The organism is Bifidobacterium leontopitheci, assembly GCF_009193355.1.
In the GTDB taxonomy this organism is placed as follows: Bacteria; Actinomycetota; Actinomycetes; order Actinomycetales; family Bifidobacteriaceae; genus Bifidobacterium; species Bifidobacterium leontopitheci.
Map to the genome: position 1 here is coordinate 36,334 of NZ_WBVT01000008.1, position 15,542 is coordinate 51,875.

General features: G+C 66.1%; 15 protein-coding genes. 7 read left to right on the forward strand and 8 right to left on the reverse strand.

Annotated features, from left to right (window positions below; translation table 11 throughout):
• Positions 1 to 90 precede the first annotated feature (90 nt).
• Together F7D09_RS04045 and F7D09_RS04050 are read right to left on the reverse strand one after the other, a co-directional pair.
• On the reverse strand, positions 91 to 1,377 hold the full coding sequence (locus F7D09_RS04045; RefSeq protein ID WP_226835936.1) for a MalY/PatB family protein: 1,287 nt from the start codon (positions 1,375 to 1,377) through the stop codon (positions 91 to 93).
• On the reverse strand, positions 1,374 to 2,378 hold the full coding sequence (locus tag F7D09_RS04050; RefSeq protein ID WP_152234138.1) for a DUF3737 family protein: 1,005 nt from the start codon (positions 2,376 to 2,378) through the stop codon (positions 1,374 to 1,376). Before F7D09_RS04050 ends, F7D09_RS04045 begins: the two co-directional genes overlap by 4 nt.
• 203 nt (positions 2,379 to 2,581) lie before the next feature.
• Here F7D09_RS04050 and F7D09_RS04055 point away from each other — a divergent pair, with 203 nt between their 5' ends.
• Positions 2,582 to 5,083, forward strand: a complete 2,502-nt coding sequence (locus tag F7D09_RS04055; protein WP_193312314.1) for an excinuclease ABC subunit UvrA — start codon at positions 2,582 to 2,584, stop codon at positions 5,081 to 5,083.
• A 437-nt stretch (positions 5,084 to 5,520) separates the two neighbouring features.
• Complete coding sequence (locus tag F7D09_RS04060; RefSeq protein ID WP_152234140.1) at positions 5,521 to 6,411, forward strand: hypothetical protein; 891 nt, start codon at positions 5,521 to 5,523, stop codon at positions 6,409 to 6,411.
• A 61-nt stretch (positions 6,412 to 6,472) separates the two neighbouring features.
• On the opposite strand, the gene F7D09_RS04065 is transcribed toward F7D09_RS04060, so the two are convergent.
• Positions 6,473 to 6,691 (reverse strand): hypothetical protein, encoded by a 219-nt coding sequence (locus tag F7D09_RS04065; RefSeq protein ID WP_152234141.1) that lies wholly within the window; start codon positions 6,689 to 6,691, stop codon positions 6,473 to 6,475.
• Positions 6,692 to 6,814: 123 nt separating this feature from the next.
• On the opposite strand from F7D09_RS04065, the gene F7D09_RS04070 reads away from it, so the two are divergent.
• Positions 6,815 to 7,957, forward strand: a complete 1,143-nt coding sequence (locus tag F7D09_RS04070; RefSeq protein WP_152234142.1) for an ATP-binding protein — start codon at positions 6,815 to 6,817, stop codon at positions 7,955 to 7,957.
• Positions 7,958 to 8,025: 68 nt separating this feature from the next.
• On the opposite strand, the gene F7D09_RS04075 is transcribed toward F7D09_RS04070, so the two are convergent.
• Positions 8,026 to 8,598, reverse strand: coding sequence for a TetR/AcrR family transcriptional regulator (locus F7D09_RS04075; protein WP_193312315.1), 573 nt, complete (start codon positions 8,596 to 8,598; stop codon positions 8,026 to 8,028).
• 291 nt (positions 8,599 to 8,889) lie between these two features.
• Between F7D09_RS04075 and F7D09_RS04080 the strand changes: the two genes are divergently transcribed.
• On the forward strand, positions 8,890 to 9,354 hold the full coding sequence (locus F7D09_RS04080; RefSeq protein WP_152234144.1) for a MerR family transcriptional regulator: 465 nt from the start codon (positions 8,890 to 8,892) through the stop codon (positions 9,352 to 9,354).
• A gap of 111 nt (positions 9,355 to 9,465) precedes the next feature.
• Positions 9,466 to 9,996, forward strand: coding sequence for a PadR family transcriptional regulator (locus tag F7D09_RS04085; protein ID WP_152234145.1), 531 nt, complete (start codon positions 9,466 to 9,468; stop codon positions 9,994 to 9,996).
• 163 nt (positions 9,997 to 10,159) lie between these two features.
• Here the strand turns inward: F7D09_RS04085 and F7D09_RS04090 are convergent, their stop codons facing one another.
• Positions 10,160 to 10,933 (reverse strand): NADPH-dependent F420 reductase, encoded by a 774-nt coding sequence (locus F7D09_RS04090; RefSeq protein WP_152234146.1) that lies wholly within the window; start codon positions 10,931 to 10,933, stop codon positions 10,160 to 10,162.
• Positions 10,934 to 11,070: 137 nt separating this feature from the next.
• On the opposite strand from F7D09_RS04090, the gene F7D09_RS04095 reads away from it, so the two are divergent.
• A complete protein-coding gene (locus F7D09_RS04095) occupies positions 11,071 to 11,604 on the forward strand; it encodes a PadR family transcriptional regulator (protein WP_226835938.1) in 534 nt (177 codons plus the stop codon).
• Positions 11,605 to 11,653: 49 nt separating this feature from the next.
• Here the strand turns inward: F7D09_RS04095 and F7D09_RS04100 are convergent, their stop codons facing one another.
• Positions 11,654 to 12,823: a hypothetical protein gene (locus F7D09_RS04100; RefSeq protein ID WP_152234147.1), complete on the reverse strand. Its 1,170-nt coding sequence runs from the start codon at positions 12,821 to 12,823 to the stop codon at positions 11,654 to 11,656.
• A 374-nt stretch (positions 12,824 to 13,197) separates the two neighbouring features.
• Between F7D09_RS04100 and F7D09_RS04105 the strand changes: the two genes are divergently transcribed.
• On the forward strand, positions 13,198 to 13,860 hold the full coding sequence (locus tag F7D09_RS04105) for an endonuclease III domain-containing protein (protein ID WP_152234201.1): 663 nt from the start codon (positions 13,198 to 13,200) through the stop codon (positions 13,858 to 13,860).
• 19 nt (positions 13,861 to 13,879) lie between these two features.
• Here F7D09_RS04105 and F7D09_RS04110 read toward each other — a convergent pair whose 3' ends face one another.
• Positions 13,880 to 14,680: an ABC transporter permease gene (locus F7D09_RS04110; protein WP_152234148.1), complete on the reverse strand. Its 801-nt coding sequence runs from the start codon at positions 14,678 to 14,680 to the stop codon at positions 13,880 to 13,882.
• Positions 14,677 to 15,477 (reverse strand): ABC transporter ATP-binding protein, encoded by an 801-nt coding sequence (locus F7D09_RS04115; protein ID WP_226835940.1) that lies wholly within the window; start codon positions 15,475 to 15,477, stop codon positions 14,677 to 14,679. Before F7D09_RS04115 ends, F7D09_RS04110 begins: the two co-directional genes overlap by 4 nt.
• Between the last annotated feature and the right edge of the window lie 65 nt (positions 15,478 to 15,542).

The following is a 15,542-nucleotide window of genomic DNA, read 5'->3' on the forward strand; positions in this document are numbered from 1 at the left end:
GGAGCGTCCGAAAGCCCGTTCCAGACGGTTGATGGTGCGTTTTGCCCGTTTTCGCCGCGGAAAACGGGCAAACCGCACCATCAACCGATGTCACAGGGCATGCAGCCCGGCGATGAGGCGGTTCAGCCCCTCGACCATCTGCGCGCGCGGGCAGGCGACGTTGATGCGCAGGAAGCCGCGTCCGTCGCCGCCATATTGGCGGCCGGGGGAGAACATCACGTAATGCTCGCGTTTGAGCCAAGCGCACAGGCCGTCCGTGTCGGTGAACCGGCGTCGCGGACCGGCCGCGTCCGCGTCCGTCGCATCTGCGGTGACGAATGCGGCGCAGTCGAGCCACAGCAGGTAGGTGGCCGGGCCGCTGACGAGCGCGACCCGGCAATCGGCGGAGACGGTGCCGTTGTATTCGGCGATGATGCGCGCGGCCTCGCGCTTATTGACGGCGAGGTAATCACGCAGCGCGTCGAGCCAGGGGCCGCCCTCTCGGAAGGCTGCGATGGCGGCGTCGACGGCGAACGCGTTCGGTTCGGCCACTTCGTCGGTGTTGAGCCCGCGCCACACCTTGTGCCGCAGGGTCGGGTCGGGGACCATGACGGCCGCCGTGTGCAGTCCGGCGATGTTGAACGCCTTCGTGGGGGCGAGGCAGGTGGCGCTGATGGCGGCGCAGTGCGGTCCGGCGGCGGCGAACGGCACGTAGCCGACGCCGGGGTCGGTCAGGTCGCAGTGAATCTCGTCGCTGATGACCGTCACGTGGTGCGTCCAGCACAGGTCGCCGATGCGCGCGAGCGTCCCGCGGTCCCAGATCATGCCGGTCGGATTGTGCGGGTTGCACAGGATCATCAGCGTGGTCTGCGGGTCGGCGAGCTTCGCCTCCAGGTCCTCCCAGTCGATTTCGTAACGGCCGGCCGGCATGCCGTCGTCGGCGGCGCCGCGCCGGTAGACGAGCGGGCATTGCAGCGCGTTGCGGCCGTTGTTGAGGATCGAGTTGAAGAAGATGTTGTACACGGGCGTCATGATGAGCACGTTCTCCGCGGGCGTGGTGAGCTTGCGCACCATGCTGGAGATGGCGGGGATGACGCCGGTGGTGAAGATCAGCGACTCGGGGTCGATGTCGAGCCCGTGCCGCGTCTTCCACCAGTCGGCGTAGGCGCGGTTCCATTCGCCGGGGATGGTCGAGTATCCGAACACGCCGTTGTCGAGCCGTCGCTGCAGCGCCTCGCGGATCGCGGGCGCGGTCGTGAAGTCCATGTCGGCCACCCACATGGGCAGCGCGCCGCCGGCCTCCTCCCATTTGAGCGCGTGCGTGCCGGCGCGGTCCACCGGCGTATCGAAGTCGAACGCGGATGCGCCCGTACGTTCCGTCATATCCTGCCCCGTCATGCCCGAGTCTCCTTCCGCGAGTCGTCGCCGGTGATGATGGTGGTGCGCGACGGGTCCACCCGTTCGGGCTCCATGACGAGCGTGCCGATCCGGTCGGCGCGGATCAGGCCTCCCGACGGGTTGACCACGCTGTCGATCGTGCCGTGCGCGTCCACGTCCACGGTCGAATACTCGAACGCGCGGGTCGTGTTGACCAGACGGCAGTCCTTCATCACCAGGTTGTCCACGTAGCACAGCCCCTGCAGGCTTTCGATCGTGCAGTCGATGAACGTGAGGTTGCGCGAGTTCCAGCCCAGGTATTCGCCCGAGATGGTCGAATGCTCGACGGTCACGTTCTCGCAGTTCCAGAACGCGTCCTTGGAGACGAGCCGCGAGTCGCGCACGATGACGTCATGCGCGCCGTCGAACGGATAGTTGCCCACAAGCCGCAGTCTCTCCGCGGTCACGTTCTCGCAGTTCATGCCGAAGTAGTCGCCGCGCGCGACGACATCATGCAACGTCACGTCGGAGCAGGCCCACAGCGTCTCCTCGGCGTGCGTGAGGTCCACGCCGCGCAACGTGAGGTCACGGCAGCGGCGGAAGTTCTTCGGCGCCTCGATCGTCGAATCCTCGACCACCATGTGCTCCGTGTACCATACGCCGGCACGCGCCATCTCGAACCACGTGGAGTCGCGCACGTCCACGCCGCTGCAATACCACAGCGGGTACTTCCACTGGAAGGACACGCCACGCAGCGTCACGCCGCGCGCATGCTTGAGCGGCGACTCGCCGTCCGCGAAGATCGTGTCCACATACGTGACGTCGTGCGCGAAGAACTCGGCGCGCTCGCCGGTGAGCCGCTGCTGGCGCACGGTGCGCGCACCGCCGGCGGCAGGCTGCACGACCGTCTGCGCACCGCCGGATCGCGTCACGCCGGTCCGCGCCGCATCCGCACGCGCCGCATCCGACCGTAGTGTCCGCGGCCGCTGCCCCGCCTTCGTCTCCACTGTGGATTCGCCCATGAAACAACCCCCTCTTTCCGTGTCCGGATATCCTTGTCTGCCATCCCGGTCCCGCCGCAGCCGCAACAGGCCGCACGCGCGCAGCGCACGCAACGAACGGCGCGGCCGCGGCGAGAACGCCGTATACGATTGTGGTGACTTGAAGCGCTTGAAGTCAACGTTCAATCGGATAGCGAACATGCGACGCGGCTACAATGGGCCCCATGACCGTGAAGGGACCGACTGCAATCGAAGTGCGCGGGGCGCGCGTGCACAATCTCAAGGACATCGACATCGACGTGCCGCTCGGCGAGATGGTCGGCGTGGCCGGCGTATCCGGCTCGGGCAAAAGCTCGCTCGCGCTCGGCGTGCTCTACGCGGAAGGCTCGCGCCGCTACCTAGAGGCATTGTCCACGTACACGCGCCGCCGCCTCACCCAAGCGGGCCGCGCGCAGGTCGACGACGTGCGCCACGTGCCCGCGGCGCTCGCATTGCACCAGCGTCCTGCGGTGCCGGGCATCCGTTCCACGTTCGGCACGATGAGCGAGCTGCTCAACAGTCTGCGGCTGCTGTTCTCGCGTTGCGGCACGCACGTGTGCCCGCACTGCGGGGCGCGTCACGAGCCGACGCTGGATGTGGCCGCCGAACTGCCCATCACCTGCGGCTCGTGCGGCAAGACGTTCTACGGTCCGGGCGCCGAGTCACTCGCCTTCAACTCGGCCGGTGCCTGCCCCGCCTGCTCGGGCACCGGCGTGGTGCGCGAGGTGAACATGGCGTCGCTGGTGCCGGACGAGTCGAAGAGCATCGACGATGGCGCGGTCCTGCCGTGGGGTTCGCTCATGTGGGACCTGATGAAGGACGTGTGCCGTGCGATGGGCGTGCGCACGGATGTGCCGTTCCGCGAGCTGACCGACAAGGAGCGCGACATCGTTTTCCATGGCCCGGCGGTCAAGAAGCACATCCTGTACCGGTCGAAGAAGAGCGACGACTTTGCAGAACTTGATTTCACGTACTACAACGCCGTCTACACGGTGGAGAACGCGCTCGCCAAGGCCAAGGACGAGAAGGGGCTCAAGCGGGTCGCGAGGTTCCTTGAGGAGCGGCCGTGCAAGTCGTGCGGCGGCACGCGGCTGAGCGAGGCCGCGCGTGCGCCGCGGGTGCGGGGCATCGACCTGGCCGAGGCGAGCGCGATGACGTTGGACGATGCGGTCGCGTGGGTGCGAGGCGTGCCGGAGACGCTGTCCGTTGAGATGCGCCGCATGGCGACGAACATCGGCGAGTCGTTCCTCGACGTGGCGAAACGGCTGCTGGAGCTGGGTCTTGGCTACCTGTCGCTCGACCGTGCGGGGGCGACCTTGTCGACCGGCGAGCGCCAGCGCGTCCAGTTGGCGCGCGCGGTGCGCAACCGGACGACGGGCGTGCTGTATGTGCTGGACGAGCCGTCGATCGGCCTGCACCCGTCGAATGTGGACGGTCTGCTCGGCGTGATGCGTGACCTGGTGGCGGACGGCAATTCGGTGGTCGTGGTCGACCATGACGTGCGCGTGCTCAAAGCGTGCGACCATCTCATCGAGATGGGTCCGGTGGCGGGTGCGGGCGGTGGTCGGGTGATCGCGCAGGGCACGGTCTCCGACGTGGAGGCCGCGGTGGGGCATGGCAGCCGGATCGCGCCGTTCCTTGCCGAGGATGCGCCGAGGCGTGTGCGCGGCGTGGTGGAACGTTCGCATATGTTCGATGCCGGCCGCCTGCATATGGAGACGGGCGCGTTGCATACGGTCAGGCCGTTGGCGGTGGACGTGCCGCACGGCCGGCTCACCGTGGTGACAGGCGTGTCGGGTTCCGGCAAGACGACGATGGTGCTGGAGTCGCTGATTCCGGCGTTGCGTGCGGCGGCGGCCGGTGAGCCGCTGCCCACGCACGTGCATGCGATCGAGGCGGACGGCATCGCGCGGGCGAACCTGATCGACGCTACTCCGATCGGCGCGAATGTGCGCTCCACGGTCGCCACGTACGCGGACATCCATGACGACCTGCGCCGCGCGTTCGCACGTACGGACGCGGCGAAGGCAGCCGGCTGGAAGGCGGGGGATTTCTCGTACAACACTGGCCGGCTGCGCTGCCCGACGTGCGACGGGACGGGGCAGATCTCGCTTGACGTGCAGTTCCTGCCGGACGTGGACATCGACTGCCCGGACTGCCGCGGCTCACGCTATGCGGCCGCCGCGTCGGACATTCGCCGACAGTCGAAGGCCGGGCGGGCGTTCTCGCTGCCGCAGCTCATGGCGATGAGCGTGGACGAGGCGTTGGACGCGACAGCCGACATGCGCAAGGTGCATGCGCGGTTGGAGACGCTGCACGACCTGGGATTGGGTTACCTGACGTTGGGGGAGCCGACGCCGGCGTTGTCGGGCGGGGAGGCGCAGCGGCTGAAGCTGGCGAGCGAGATGGGCCGCGCCCAGTCGGACGCCGTGTTCGTGTTCGACGAGCCGACCATCGGCCTGCACCCGTTGGACGTGCGCGTGCTGTTGGGCGTGTTCGACCGGCTGGTGTCCAGCGGCGCGACGGTCGTGGTCATTGAGCATGACCTCGACATAATCGCCAACGCCGACTGGATCATCGACATGGGCCCTGGCGGCGGCGTCAACGGCGGCCGCATCATCGCCGCCGGCACCCCGGAGGACATAGCCGCGAACCCGGACAGCATCACGGGCCGATACCTGCGGTGAGGGACACCGTCCTTGATTGCAGGACGCTGCCAACGGAGCCGGAGCGAGGGCCTCAACCCCTCCTTCGGCGGAGGGTCTGTCAGTGGAACCATCAACAAACCAGTGCGAAAACATCAACCCGGAACCTAGCCCCCTCGGTGGAGGGGGCTGTCTGAGCGCAGCGAAGACTGGGGGAGCGCCACCCGCAACAACGCAATAGGCGACGCCACTGTCGCATGCGTCATTCGCATGTGGGATGATATTGGCGCAGAGAATGACAAGAAGGCTGGTGCATCCGCATGAACGACATGACGAACACGACATCCCCACCCCGCATTCTGGCATCGTTGCCGCCTATCCCGGCCCCGCCGAAGAGGAAGAACCGGAAACGGTGGATTATCATAGGCGCCGCCGTGGCGGCGGTCGTCGTCCTGGCTGGATCCCTGACCACGTGGCGTGTGGTCGAGCATAACCATCTGACGGCGGCTCGATCGGCGTGCGAGAGCTCGCAGACGGCCTTGTCGAAGGCGCGTAAGGCGTATGCGACGGTCGTGGCGTCCGGAGATGTGACCGAGGCCGCGAAGGTGACGTCCAAGCAGGTCGAGGACGCGAAGACGCTGACCGCGTTCCAGAAGACGCTGGACGCGAAGCCGAAGGCTTCCGGCGCGTCGGATTGCTCCGCCTCGAAGCGCGCGGACCTGGACGCGGCGTCCGCGGGCTTGCGCGAGTCGGCCGACTCGTACACGTCGGCCGCCAAGGACCTGAAGGCGCAGGCGAAGGCCGTGCTCGCCTCGCGTGACGCGAAGCTACTGACGGACGCTCGCAAACACCTGTCGGATAAGGCGGCGTCGGCGCGCAAACTCCTGGACTCGTCGAACGGGAAGGTCAAGGACAATGCGACGCGCGTACGGTTGACGCAGCGCATCCAGGAGGCCGACAAGCTCAACACATCCACGGACGTGAAGGCCCTGGACGCGAAAGGCAAGGAATTGGACGCGGCGGTGAAGGCGGTGAACGATTCGATCGCGGCGAAGCGGAAGGCGGACGCGGAGGCGAAGAAGAAGGCGGAGGCTGCGGCGAAGGCCGCGCAGGCGCAACGCTCCTCGTCCGGTTCCACTTCCCGCAGGTACTCGTACAGCGGCTCCGGCTACTCGTATTCGGGCGGTGGCTCGAAGGGGTATTCGGGCAGTCGAGGCTCCGGCTCCTCGTCGACGGGATCGTCCTCCTCGGGCGGCGGGTCGAATGACACGCCACAGTCCCACTCATACGGCTGCGGCCAAGATTGCGGTAAGTATCCTTCTATGCCTCATACAGGGTGCAAGCCCAATGAAGCTTGTCCGATTGGCTGACTTTCTTTAGCCCGTTTGTCCGCGAGGGCCCGCACTTCGATTCGAGGTGCGGGCCTTCTGCTTACTTGAGATAGTTGTTGATCCATGTGCAGGCGGCGGCGACGGCTTCCAGGTCGCTCGTGTCGTCCTTGAGCCGGGGCCATCGAAGCCAGCCGTTCACGTTCCCGTGCCTGTCGGTGAGATTGCCGCGTATGGAACCGTCCTCGGGGTCGGGGGTCAGTGCGAGCATCCATCGCCCGTCGTCCTTGGCGACCATGACCCCGTCATGAGCAACCTTCATGAGCAACCCTCACAATCGACTTAGCTGAGAGAACAATAGACAATCGACGGTTTAGATAATTTTATACTTTTTGAATTCGTTGAATTGTTTTATACTTTGCATAGGGCTAGCAAAGGAAATACCATGCACTATAATCCGTTCAAACCAAGCGCTGGGCACACGCCGCCACTTCTCATCGGACGCGATCATGATATCGAGGACTTCATTGAAGGACTTGACAATGGGCCGGGATCACCCACGCGCCTCATGCGCGTGACTGGCGCACGAGGCATCGGCAAAACCGTCCTGCTTTCCGAGTTCGCCAGAATCGCCCGGGAGCGCAAATGGGAGGTCATCAGAGAGAACGCTTCAAAAGGATTGGCGGCACGCCTTCTCTCCAGACTGCAGCCAGCGCCAAGAGGTCGGCACGAATTCACAGTCAAGCCGACTCTGCAAGTCGGTGAAACCGCTGGGAGCCTTGGCGTCTACCATTACCAATCTGCAGAACAGATGCCGTTGACCCTTTCCGAGGCAATGGATCGCCGGATTCATGAACTGGAGAAAAAGGGCGCGGGATTGCTTATCGCAATCGATGAAGCCCAAGCGGCCGAACGTGACGACATGATCGCCATATCCACTGCCGCGCAGGACATGAACATCAACAACCGTGACTATGCGCTCGTATTTGCCGGGCTCCCCTCGATGTCATCAAAATGGCTGAACGAAGATGCGACCACGTTCATGCGCAGAGCCGACCCGCATATGCTCCAAGACATTCCGCTGGACGAAGTGAAAAGAGCGTTTGAAGACACGTTCCGCGAATCCGGCATGGCAATCTCCGACACGCCCCTGCACATGGCGGTTGAAGCGACATACGGATACCCATTCATGATCCAGCTTGTCGGTTACCACATTTGGAGCAGCGCCCGACGCAACCATCCAGATACGCCGACAATCAGCGTCGAGGACGCAAAACTCGGTATCGGCAAGGCGTTGACCCGATTGGGCGACACGGTACACGGGCCGGAACTGGACAGTCTCTCACCCGTCGACCGTACGTATCTGCTCGCCATGGCTCAGGATGACGGGCCATCCTCCACGTCGATGGTTGCCGAGCGAATGGGCAAGGAGAAGAACTACGCAGGCCAGTATCGCGCCCGTCTGCTGGATGCTCAGGTCATTGAACCCAAGGGATACGGGCTGGTGGATTTCGCCATCCCGTATCTCAGAGAGTATCTGCGCGAACACGCCGCATACTATCGCATGAACGCCGAATCCACTGACTAGCCGAACCCCCGCCCTATAGTCACGATTAACTGACCTGCACAGAGAAACACAGGGGAAAGGACGCACCCTCACTCCACCCCGCCGAGCAAGGCGTGGACAATCTCGTGCAGGCGTCCGCGGGTCAGGGCGTGGCCGCGCACGTAGGACCAGTCGAGCACGAGCAGCATGGTGTTGGCGTAATGGTCAGCGACCAGGTCGGCGGGCAGGCCGAAACGGTCCCGGTCGATGCACGATCGCATGATCTGATGCGCCTGCGATTCGACGTACCGGTGCAGGCTGCCGAATAACGGGCCTTCGGGAGGGTTGTGCCGCATGATGGCTTGCAGTGTGGCCGCGTTGCGTTCGAGCATGTCGGCCATCGCGTCGAGGGCGACGTCCACTCGCCGCTCGGACGGCGTGGCGGCGAGGTCATCGAGGTTGGCCTGTTTGGTCAGGGTCAGCCAGCAGTAGTCGAGCAGGTCGTCGCGGTCGTCGAAGTAGTTGTAGAACGTGGCGCGCGGGTAGCCGGCGCGTTCGCACAGCGCGTTGATGCTGACCGAGCCGAGCGGCTGTTCGGTGAGCAGCGTGAGCATCGCCTTGTGGAAGGCGCCGAGCGTGCGTTGCGCGCCGCGCGTGAGGGGCGCTCCGAGGTCTTTCTTCATAGGGTATCCGTCTCCTTGTCCGCCTGTCGCATCGACCGCCGCGTCATGGCGTGACGCCGGCTGTTCCGTTGCCTTCCCAGCATATTCCATCGTCCATATTTTCCCAATTGTCAAATACTGGCGTATCGCAAAAAATTGACAGCCGCAAAACCATGCAAGACGGTCCGCAAGCCATGCGGCCCGGGTATCGTCGGCCATCGGCGAAAGCTATTGGACTGGCCGCGGCGCGCGCGGTTCAATGGGATGCGTCACTTTTGCACCTACTCGAACGCATGAGAGGAGCGCACATCCATGAGCCTGCGCACCACCACCTGGCATACCATCCGCGAAGCGTCGATGATCTGCGGCCTGCCGGAGTCGACGCTGCGCTATTACGAGCAGATCGGCATCATCCCGCCGATCGCACGCGACCAGTCGGGGCATCGCGCGTATTCGGACGACGACCTGACGCGGCTGTCGTCGGTCGCCTGCCTGTCGGCCACGGGCATGCCGATCGATTCGATGCGCGCGTACCTGCGCAACACGGAAGACGGCGAGGAGGGCGCACGCCGTCAGGTCGAGCTGCTCGACGCGCAGGCGCTACGGCTGGCCGCACGCGCGGAGGCGATCCGCATGCAGCAGGCGTACGTGTCGCTCAAGACCCTGTACTGGCAGGCCGTCGCCGAGGGCCGGGATGCGGACGCGCAGGCGCTGCTGGACGAGCACCGCGACGTCATCGAACAGGTGAAGCGGCTGCCGGACGGGATCAAGGAGTAGCCGCCCGCGAACCGGCCGCCGGGCGCACGCCGATATGGCCGATAGCGAAAACCCGCCGTTCCGGCGGCGATCGGACTGGCCGATACGTCGATTCGAGGTAATCTGGTGCGTATGAGCCTTATCGAGATGATGATCCTCGGATTCCTGTCCGAACGCGCGATGTGCGGGTACGAGCTGCGCAAGAAGATGGAACAGCTGCAGGGAGACATGCGCCGTTTCAGCGACGGGTCCGTATATCCCGCGACCGCGCGTCTCGTCAAGGCGGGGCTGATTTCGGAGCGCACCGAGATGCGCGATGGCCGTCAGCGTCATCTGTTCACGCTCGAGACGGCCGGCCGGGAGCGTCTCATCGCCGAGCTGCGCGGATGCGACGGCCTGATGGTCAGCGATTTCAACAGGTGGCGCATCGTGCTCACGTTCCTGTCGATAGTGCCGGACAAGGACGACCGCGACGCCGTGCTGCGCCGCCGCTACGACCTGCTCAACGGCAAGGACGTGCATTTCTTCTACTGCGAGGCCGGCAATCCGCTCACCCTCGACCATATCGGCGACCCGTACCGGCGCGGCCTGCTGAAGGTGAACGACGCCGCGGTCGCCGCCGAACTCGGCTGGCTGGGCTCGATGCTCGACCTGGCGGACTGACCGCGGCAGGGGGAGCGGCAGACACGGAAACCGCATGGTTACCGCGTGCGTCACCCGGTCCCGGCAACCATAAACGAAGAGGCCCTGTGGCCGGCTGGATCACCATCATAGCCGGCCACAGGGCCTCTTCGTCGTGGGCGGTCCAGCCGCCCACGCCCATGTCTTACTTGACGACCTTGAAGCCGCCGGTCCACGGGGTCTGCTCGGTCACACCGAGGATGATCTGCAGGGCGCCGTAGCCCTCGAGGTACTGCGCACGCTTGAGGGCGCCGGCGTCCACGGTCTTGAGGCCGGCGGCCTCGATGAACGCGGCGACGGACTTCTTGGCCTCATCGTCGTCGGAGGCGAGCTGCACGACGGTCGGGGCGCCGTCGTTCTCGCCGGTGGCGAGCGTCGCGGCGAACGTGGTGTTGAAGCCCTTGACGACCTTGCTCTCCGGCAGCTTGGCGGCCACGTATTCGGCGGCGGACTTGTAGCCTTCCGGCAGGGCGAGGTCGAAGGTGGTGAAGTCGATCGGATTGGCGACGTCGACGACGGTCTTGCCGGCGAGCTGGTCGGCGTAGGCGGCGAGCACTTCGTCGTAGGCGGGGAACGGCAGTGCGAGGACGACGATATCGCCGCTGACGGCGGCCTCGCCGAACTTCGCGCCGGTCACGCCCTGCGCCGCGGCGGCGGCCTTGTCGGGGTTGCGGTCGATGACCTGGACGTTGGCGCCGGCCTTGGTGGCGATGCCTGCCACGGCGGATCCGATGTTGCCTGCGCCGAAGATGGTGATGTTGGTCATGGTGGTGTCCTTTCGGGTTGTGTTGCGCCCCGCCGTGTGCGGGCCGCGTTGCGTCTTCCGGCGAGCGCCGGGCCGGTTCGGCGGGCTGTGTCGTCCGTGATGTCCTTGCCGGCGGCGTTCGCGTTGATGCCAGTATGCACCCCAATTCGAGATATATCAAACTGAGATATATCAGAAAGATTTATAGACCATGCCAAACCGTTGCGGTTCCGGCGTTTGCACGGAGTCGCCGGACGACCTCATACGGCGTGTCGTTCTGAGATATCTCGGATTGAGATATGATGGTGAACATGATGAACACGATAGAACTGATGACCTTGGGCTTCCTGTCGGAGGAGCCGTTGTGCGGCTACCGGCTGCGCAAGAAAATGGAGCAGCTGCAGGGCTACATGCAGGCGGTCTCCGACGGTACGCTGCACACGGTGACGAACCGTTTCGTCAAGGCCGGCTACATCGGCGAGACCTTCACCGTGGTCAACGGCCGGCGCCTGCGCGAGTTCCATCTGGAGCCCGCGGGCCGCGAGAAGCTGATTGAGGAGCTGAAGGGCACGAGCGGCTACATGCTCACCAACATCACCAAATGGGCGGTCGTCATGTCGTTCCTGTCGGTCATCCCCGACGAGGAGGACCGTCGTGCGGTGCTGCGCCGGCGTCTCGACTTGCTTGCCGAGGCCGACGTGCGTTGCCTGTACAGCGACGGCGAGGGGCCGATCGACAACGACGACGTCGCCGACAAGTACCGTCGCGCCATCATCATGGTGCATGACGCCGAGATCAACGCGGAGCGCGCGTGGCTCACGCGCGAGCTCGGCATCGGCGAGTGACGGCCGGCGGCGGACGCCGCAGCGGATTCGGCACGCCGGCCGGACGGTGTCATTCGATGCGTGCCACCCGTTGCACGATACGTGAATGCGGGTAGACGTACACCCAGTACCGGTCTCCGGTGCGCGCTTCCTTGCCGAGGTCGGCGAAGAACTCATCGGGGCCGGTGCGCACGTCCACCTCGCCGCCGCCGTCAAGCCTGAACCGGACGGTCGGGTACGGCGTGTCCGAGCCGAAACTGATCCGGTAGTCCTCATACAGCGACGCGTAATCCGGCCCCTCGTAGGTTGCCTCGTAGACCTGCGCCCCGCCCGTCAGGTCGGTCACGAACCACAGGGATGCCACGGCGAGCAGGACGGCCAACACCAAGGCCACGAGGGTCGCGGCCGAACGCCGGCGTGCGACGCGTAGCACGGCGTCGGCGCCCGGACAGCCCAGCATCGGGCTGGATGCGCAGCCGCGGCGCAGCAATGTCGCGCTTCGCCGCGCCCAATATGCTGCGATGACGCACAGCGCCGCAAGCGACCAGAGCAGCATCAGCCAGTCGGCCACGCCTGCCGGACCGTATTCGCCCATCATGATGAACGCGACGACCGGCATGGTGGCGAGGATGATGGCCGCCGCGCCGAGCAGGCCGTGCGATGCGCGGAACACGTCGCCGTTCACGGCGAGCACCATGCCCTGCGCCCGTTCCATGCCGTTGCGCTCGAACGTGGCGGCCGAGTCGGGGCGCAGCCGGTAGAGGCCCGGCGTCGAGCCGCGTCCGTCGCGCGAGGCCAGCGCGTCGCGTTGCCAGACCGTGCCGCGGAAGGCCCCGGGGATGACGTGGCCGTCAGCGAACACCGCGTCGCCGGCAGCATCGCAGTAGAGGGCGAGCGCCCTGTCGGGCACCTTCGCCTTCACGCCCAGATACGGCCGTCCATCGGCCACGGTGCGACCCTGCATGAGGTCGAAGGCCGTCAGCGTGTGTTTACGGTCGTCGGGGACGAGGCCGACGTACGAGTAGCCGTCGCGCGCGGTGATCCACAGGTCGGCGCCGACGGCATGGTATGGTCCGGTCCTGCCGCCGCCGCGCCATCGTATGGTCGTCCGCCCGCGGCCCCAAAGCCGGGGGTTGCCGGCGAACGCTCCGGTGACGAACGAGCCGCACGCGCCGTCGCCGACGTTGATGTCCATCATGCCCTGATGGCTGAGGTTCCAGATGAGACTTGAGAACGACATGGCCGGTCCCTTCGACGTTCCTGGACGTTGCTGTCGTGACGTTCCTGTTGTGTCGTTTGCGCTGCGACGTTCCTGTTGGGCACCAGTCTAGGACCGTCCGGGCGCGGCCGCAATGCATTCCGCCCGCCGCCTTGCCCTACACGCTGCGGGGCGCGGTGACGGTACTGTGTGAAGGAGGCGTTGCGGCTGGCACCGCGGAAGATTTGTGGCGGCGTGTGGTGACAGCGCGGAAGCACCGTATGTCCCGCGGAAACGGTCGTACTGCAGTGAAGGAGGATGCCATGACGGCGAACGGGAGCGGCCGGAACCCGCGCACGGGGAGGCGTATCGCACGCACGGACGGGTCCGGTGCCGGACGGCCGACGCCGCGGTACATGGAGCGGCTGTACGACGTGTTGGAGCGTGAGCTTGGCCCGACCGACTGGTTGCCGGCCGACACGTTGTTCGAGATCATGGCGGGGGCGGTGCTCACGCAGAACACCGCGTGGGGCAACGTCGACCGGTCGCTCGCCGCGTTGCGCGACGCGGAGGCGCTTGATCCGCGGACTCTCGCCGCGATGGAGCCGGAGCGTCTGCAGACGTTGATCCGCCCATCCGGCTTCTATCGTAACAAGGCGCGCACGCTGCAGGAGCTGAGCCGCTGGTATATAGCGCGTTGCGGCGCCTCGCCCGAGGGTGCCGAGGCGATCGCGGACGACGAGCTGCGCGCCGAACTGCTGTCCCTGTTCGGCGTGGGCGGGGAGACGGCCGACGACCTGGTGTTGTACGTGTTCTCGCGTCGCACGTTCGTGGCGGACACGTACGCCAGGCGACTGTTCGGCTTTCTCGGGTTCTCCGTGCCTGCCGGCTATGCGGCGTTCCATCGGGCGTTCGCCCCGGCTGTGCTCGCCTCGTCGCTGGATGTGGCGCAGCTCAAGGAGTTCCATGGGCTGATCGACGAGTACGGCAAGGCGTATCGCGACGACGACGCGAAGGCGGCATCGTTCCTCGCCGATTGGGATGGCGGACCGTCGTCGGCCGGGCTGCCGTCGTCCTGACCGGCGGCATGACGCCGTGTCAGCGCACGCCGCGCATGTCGGCGGGCCGGTACTGGTCGTCGGCGGTGAAGCAGGTGCGGTAGACCATGGCCATGATGAGGCTGTCGGCGACCAAGGTCAGCGCGGCGATGGCGGCGAACACGACGAACTGGTATTTCGCCGCCTCCAACGGGTCGCCGCCGGCGATGACCTGGCCGGCCATCATGCCGGGGATGGTGACGATGCCGCAGGACGCGAGCGTGGCCATGGTAGGCAGGAGTCCCAGCCGGATCGACGAGACGATGGAGGGGCGGGCCGCCTCCCAGGCGGTCGAGCCCAACGCGAGCATCGTGTCGATCTCGTCGCGCCGCTCGTCCATGCTTTCGTAGAACCGGCTCAGGCCGACGGCGAGCGCGGAGACGGTGTTGCCGAGCAGCATGCCGGTGAGCGGCACGACCAGCTGCGGCGCATACCAGGGGTGGGGGCGTACGACCAGTTCGGTGACCAGCGCGATCATGAGCAGCATGGTGATGGTCAGGCTCAGCAGCACGGGGCCGGCCAGCCCCTTCGGCACGCCTTTGGCGCGTGAGAGGGTGATCTGCACGGCGGCGACGAGCATGACCGCGATGACGGCGAACACGAGCCAGACGTTGTTGGCGCGGATCACGTAGCCGACGACGTACCCCATGGCGCACAGTTGCAGGAGCGCGCGGCAGGCCGACCAGATGAGGGAACGCCCAATGCCCATGCGCATGACCTCGCTGATGCCGGCGGCGACGGCCACCATGGTCAGGGCCACGACGAGGCCCCAGATGTCGATGTCGTATGCGTTGCCGCTCATGCCCGCGCCTCCGTTTCCGTATCGGTCGTCTTCGAGTCGAGCCGGCCGTCCGCCAGTGTGACGATGCGCGTGGCGCGGCCGTCGGGCGGACGGTGGCGGATTCTGACAATCGCCATGCCGTCCGCCGCGGCCTGCGCCATGATGTCGGCGACCTTCTCGGCGTTGTCGTCGTCGAGTCCGGCGTCCACCTCGTCGGCGAGCAGCACGCGCGGCCCGGTCAACAGCGTGCGCGCCAATGACACGCGCGCCGCCTGGCCGCCCGACAGGTCGTGCGGGGCGCGCGCAAGGTCGATGTCCGCGCAGCCCATGGCGTCCAGGGTCTCGCGGATGCGAGAGTCGGGCAGCAGCTGGCGCGCACGCTCCGCATTGCCGCGGAACAGCCGGGCGAGACGGCCGCGACCGTGTCGCGACGGCCGCACGTCCGACGGCTGGCCGTCGGCGCGCACGCCGAGCGTGAACGGCAGCCGGATCGCGTCGGCGACCGTATCGCCCGGCAGGATCGGCTTCTGCGGCAGGTAGGCGACCTCGCGACGCCACTGCTGCGGAGCGAATGACGTCGAATCGCGCCCGTCAAGCGTCAGCGTGCCGTCCGCGTGCGGGTTGAGCCGTGCGAACGCGGTCAGCAGGCTGCTTTTGCCAGAACCGGAAGGGCCTATCAGGTCGACGATCTCGCCGGCGTCGATCGTGAACGACAATCCGGAGAAGATCGTGCGCTCGCCGCTCGGCGACGGCACTGCGCAGCGCACGTCACTGGCGGCGAACAACACCGATGAGGCATCCGACGATAGCATTTCCATAGTCGCGTACGTTACGCCCATCACGGCCGCCCGCCAATTTCCTAGCGTTTCTTAGGGCAGTCTTA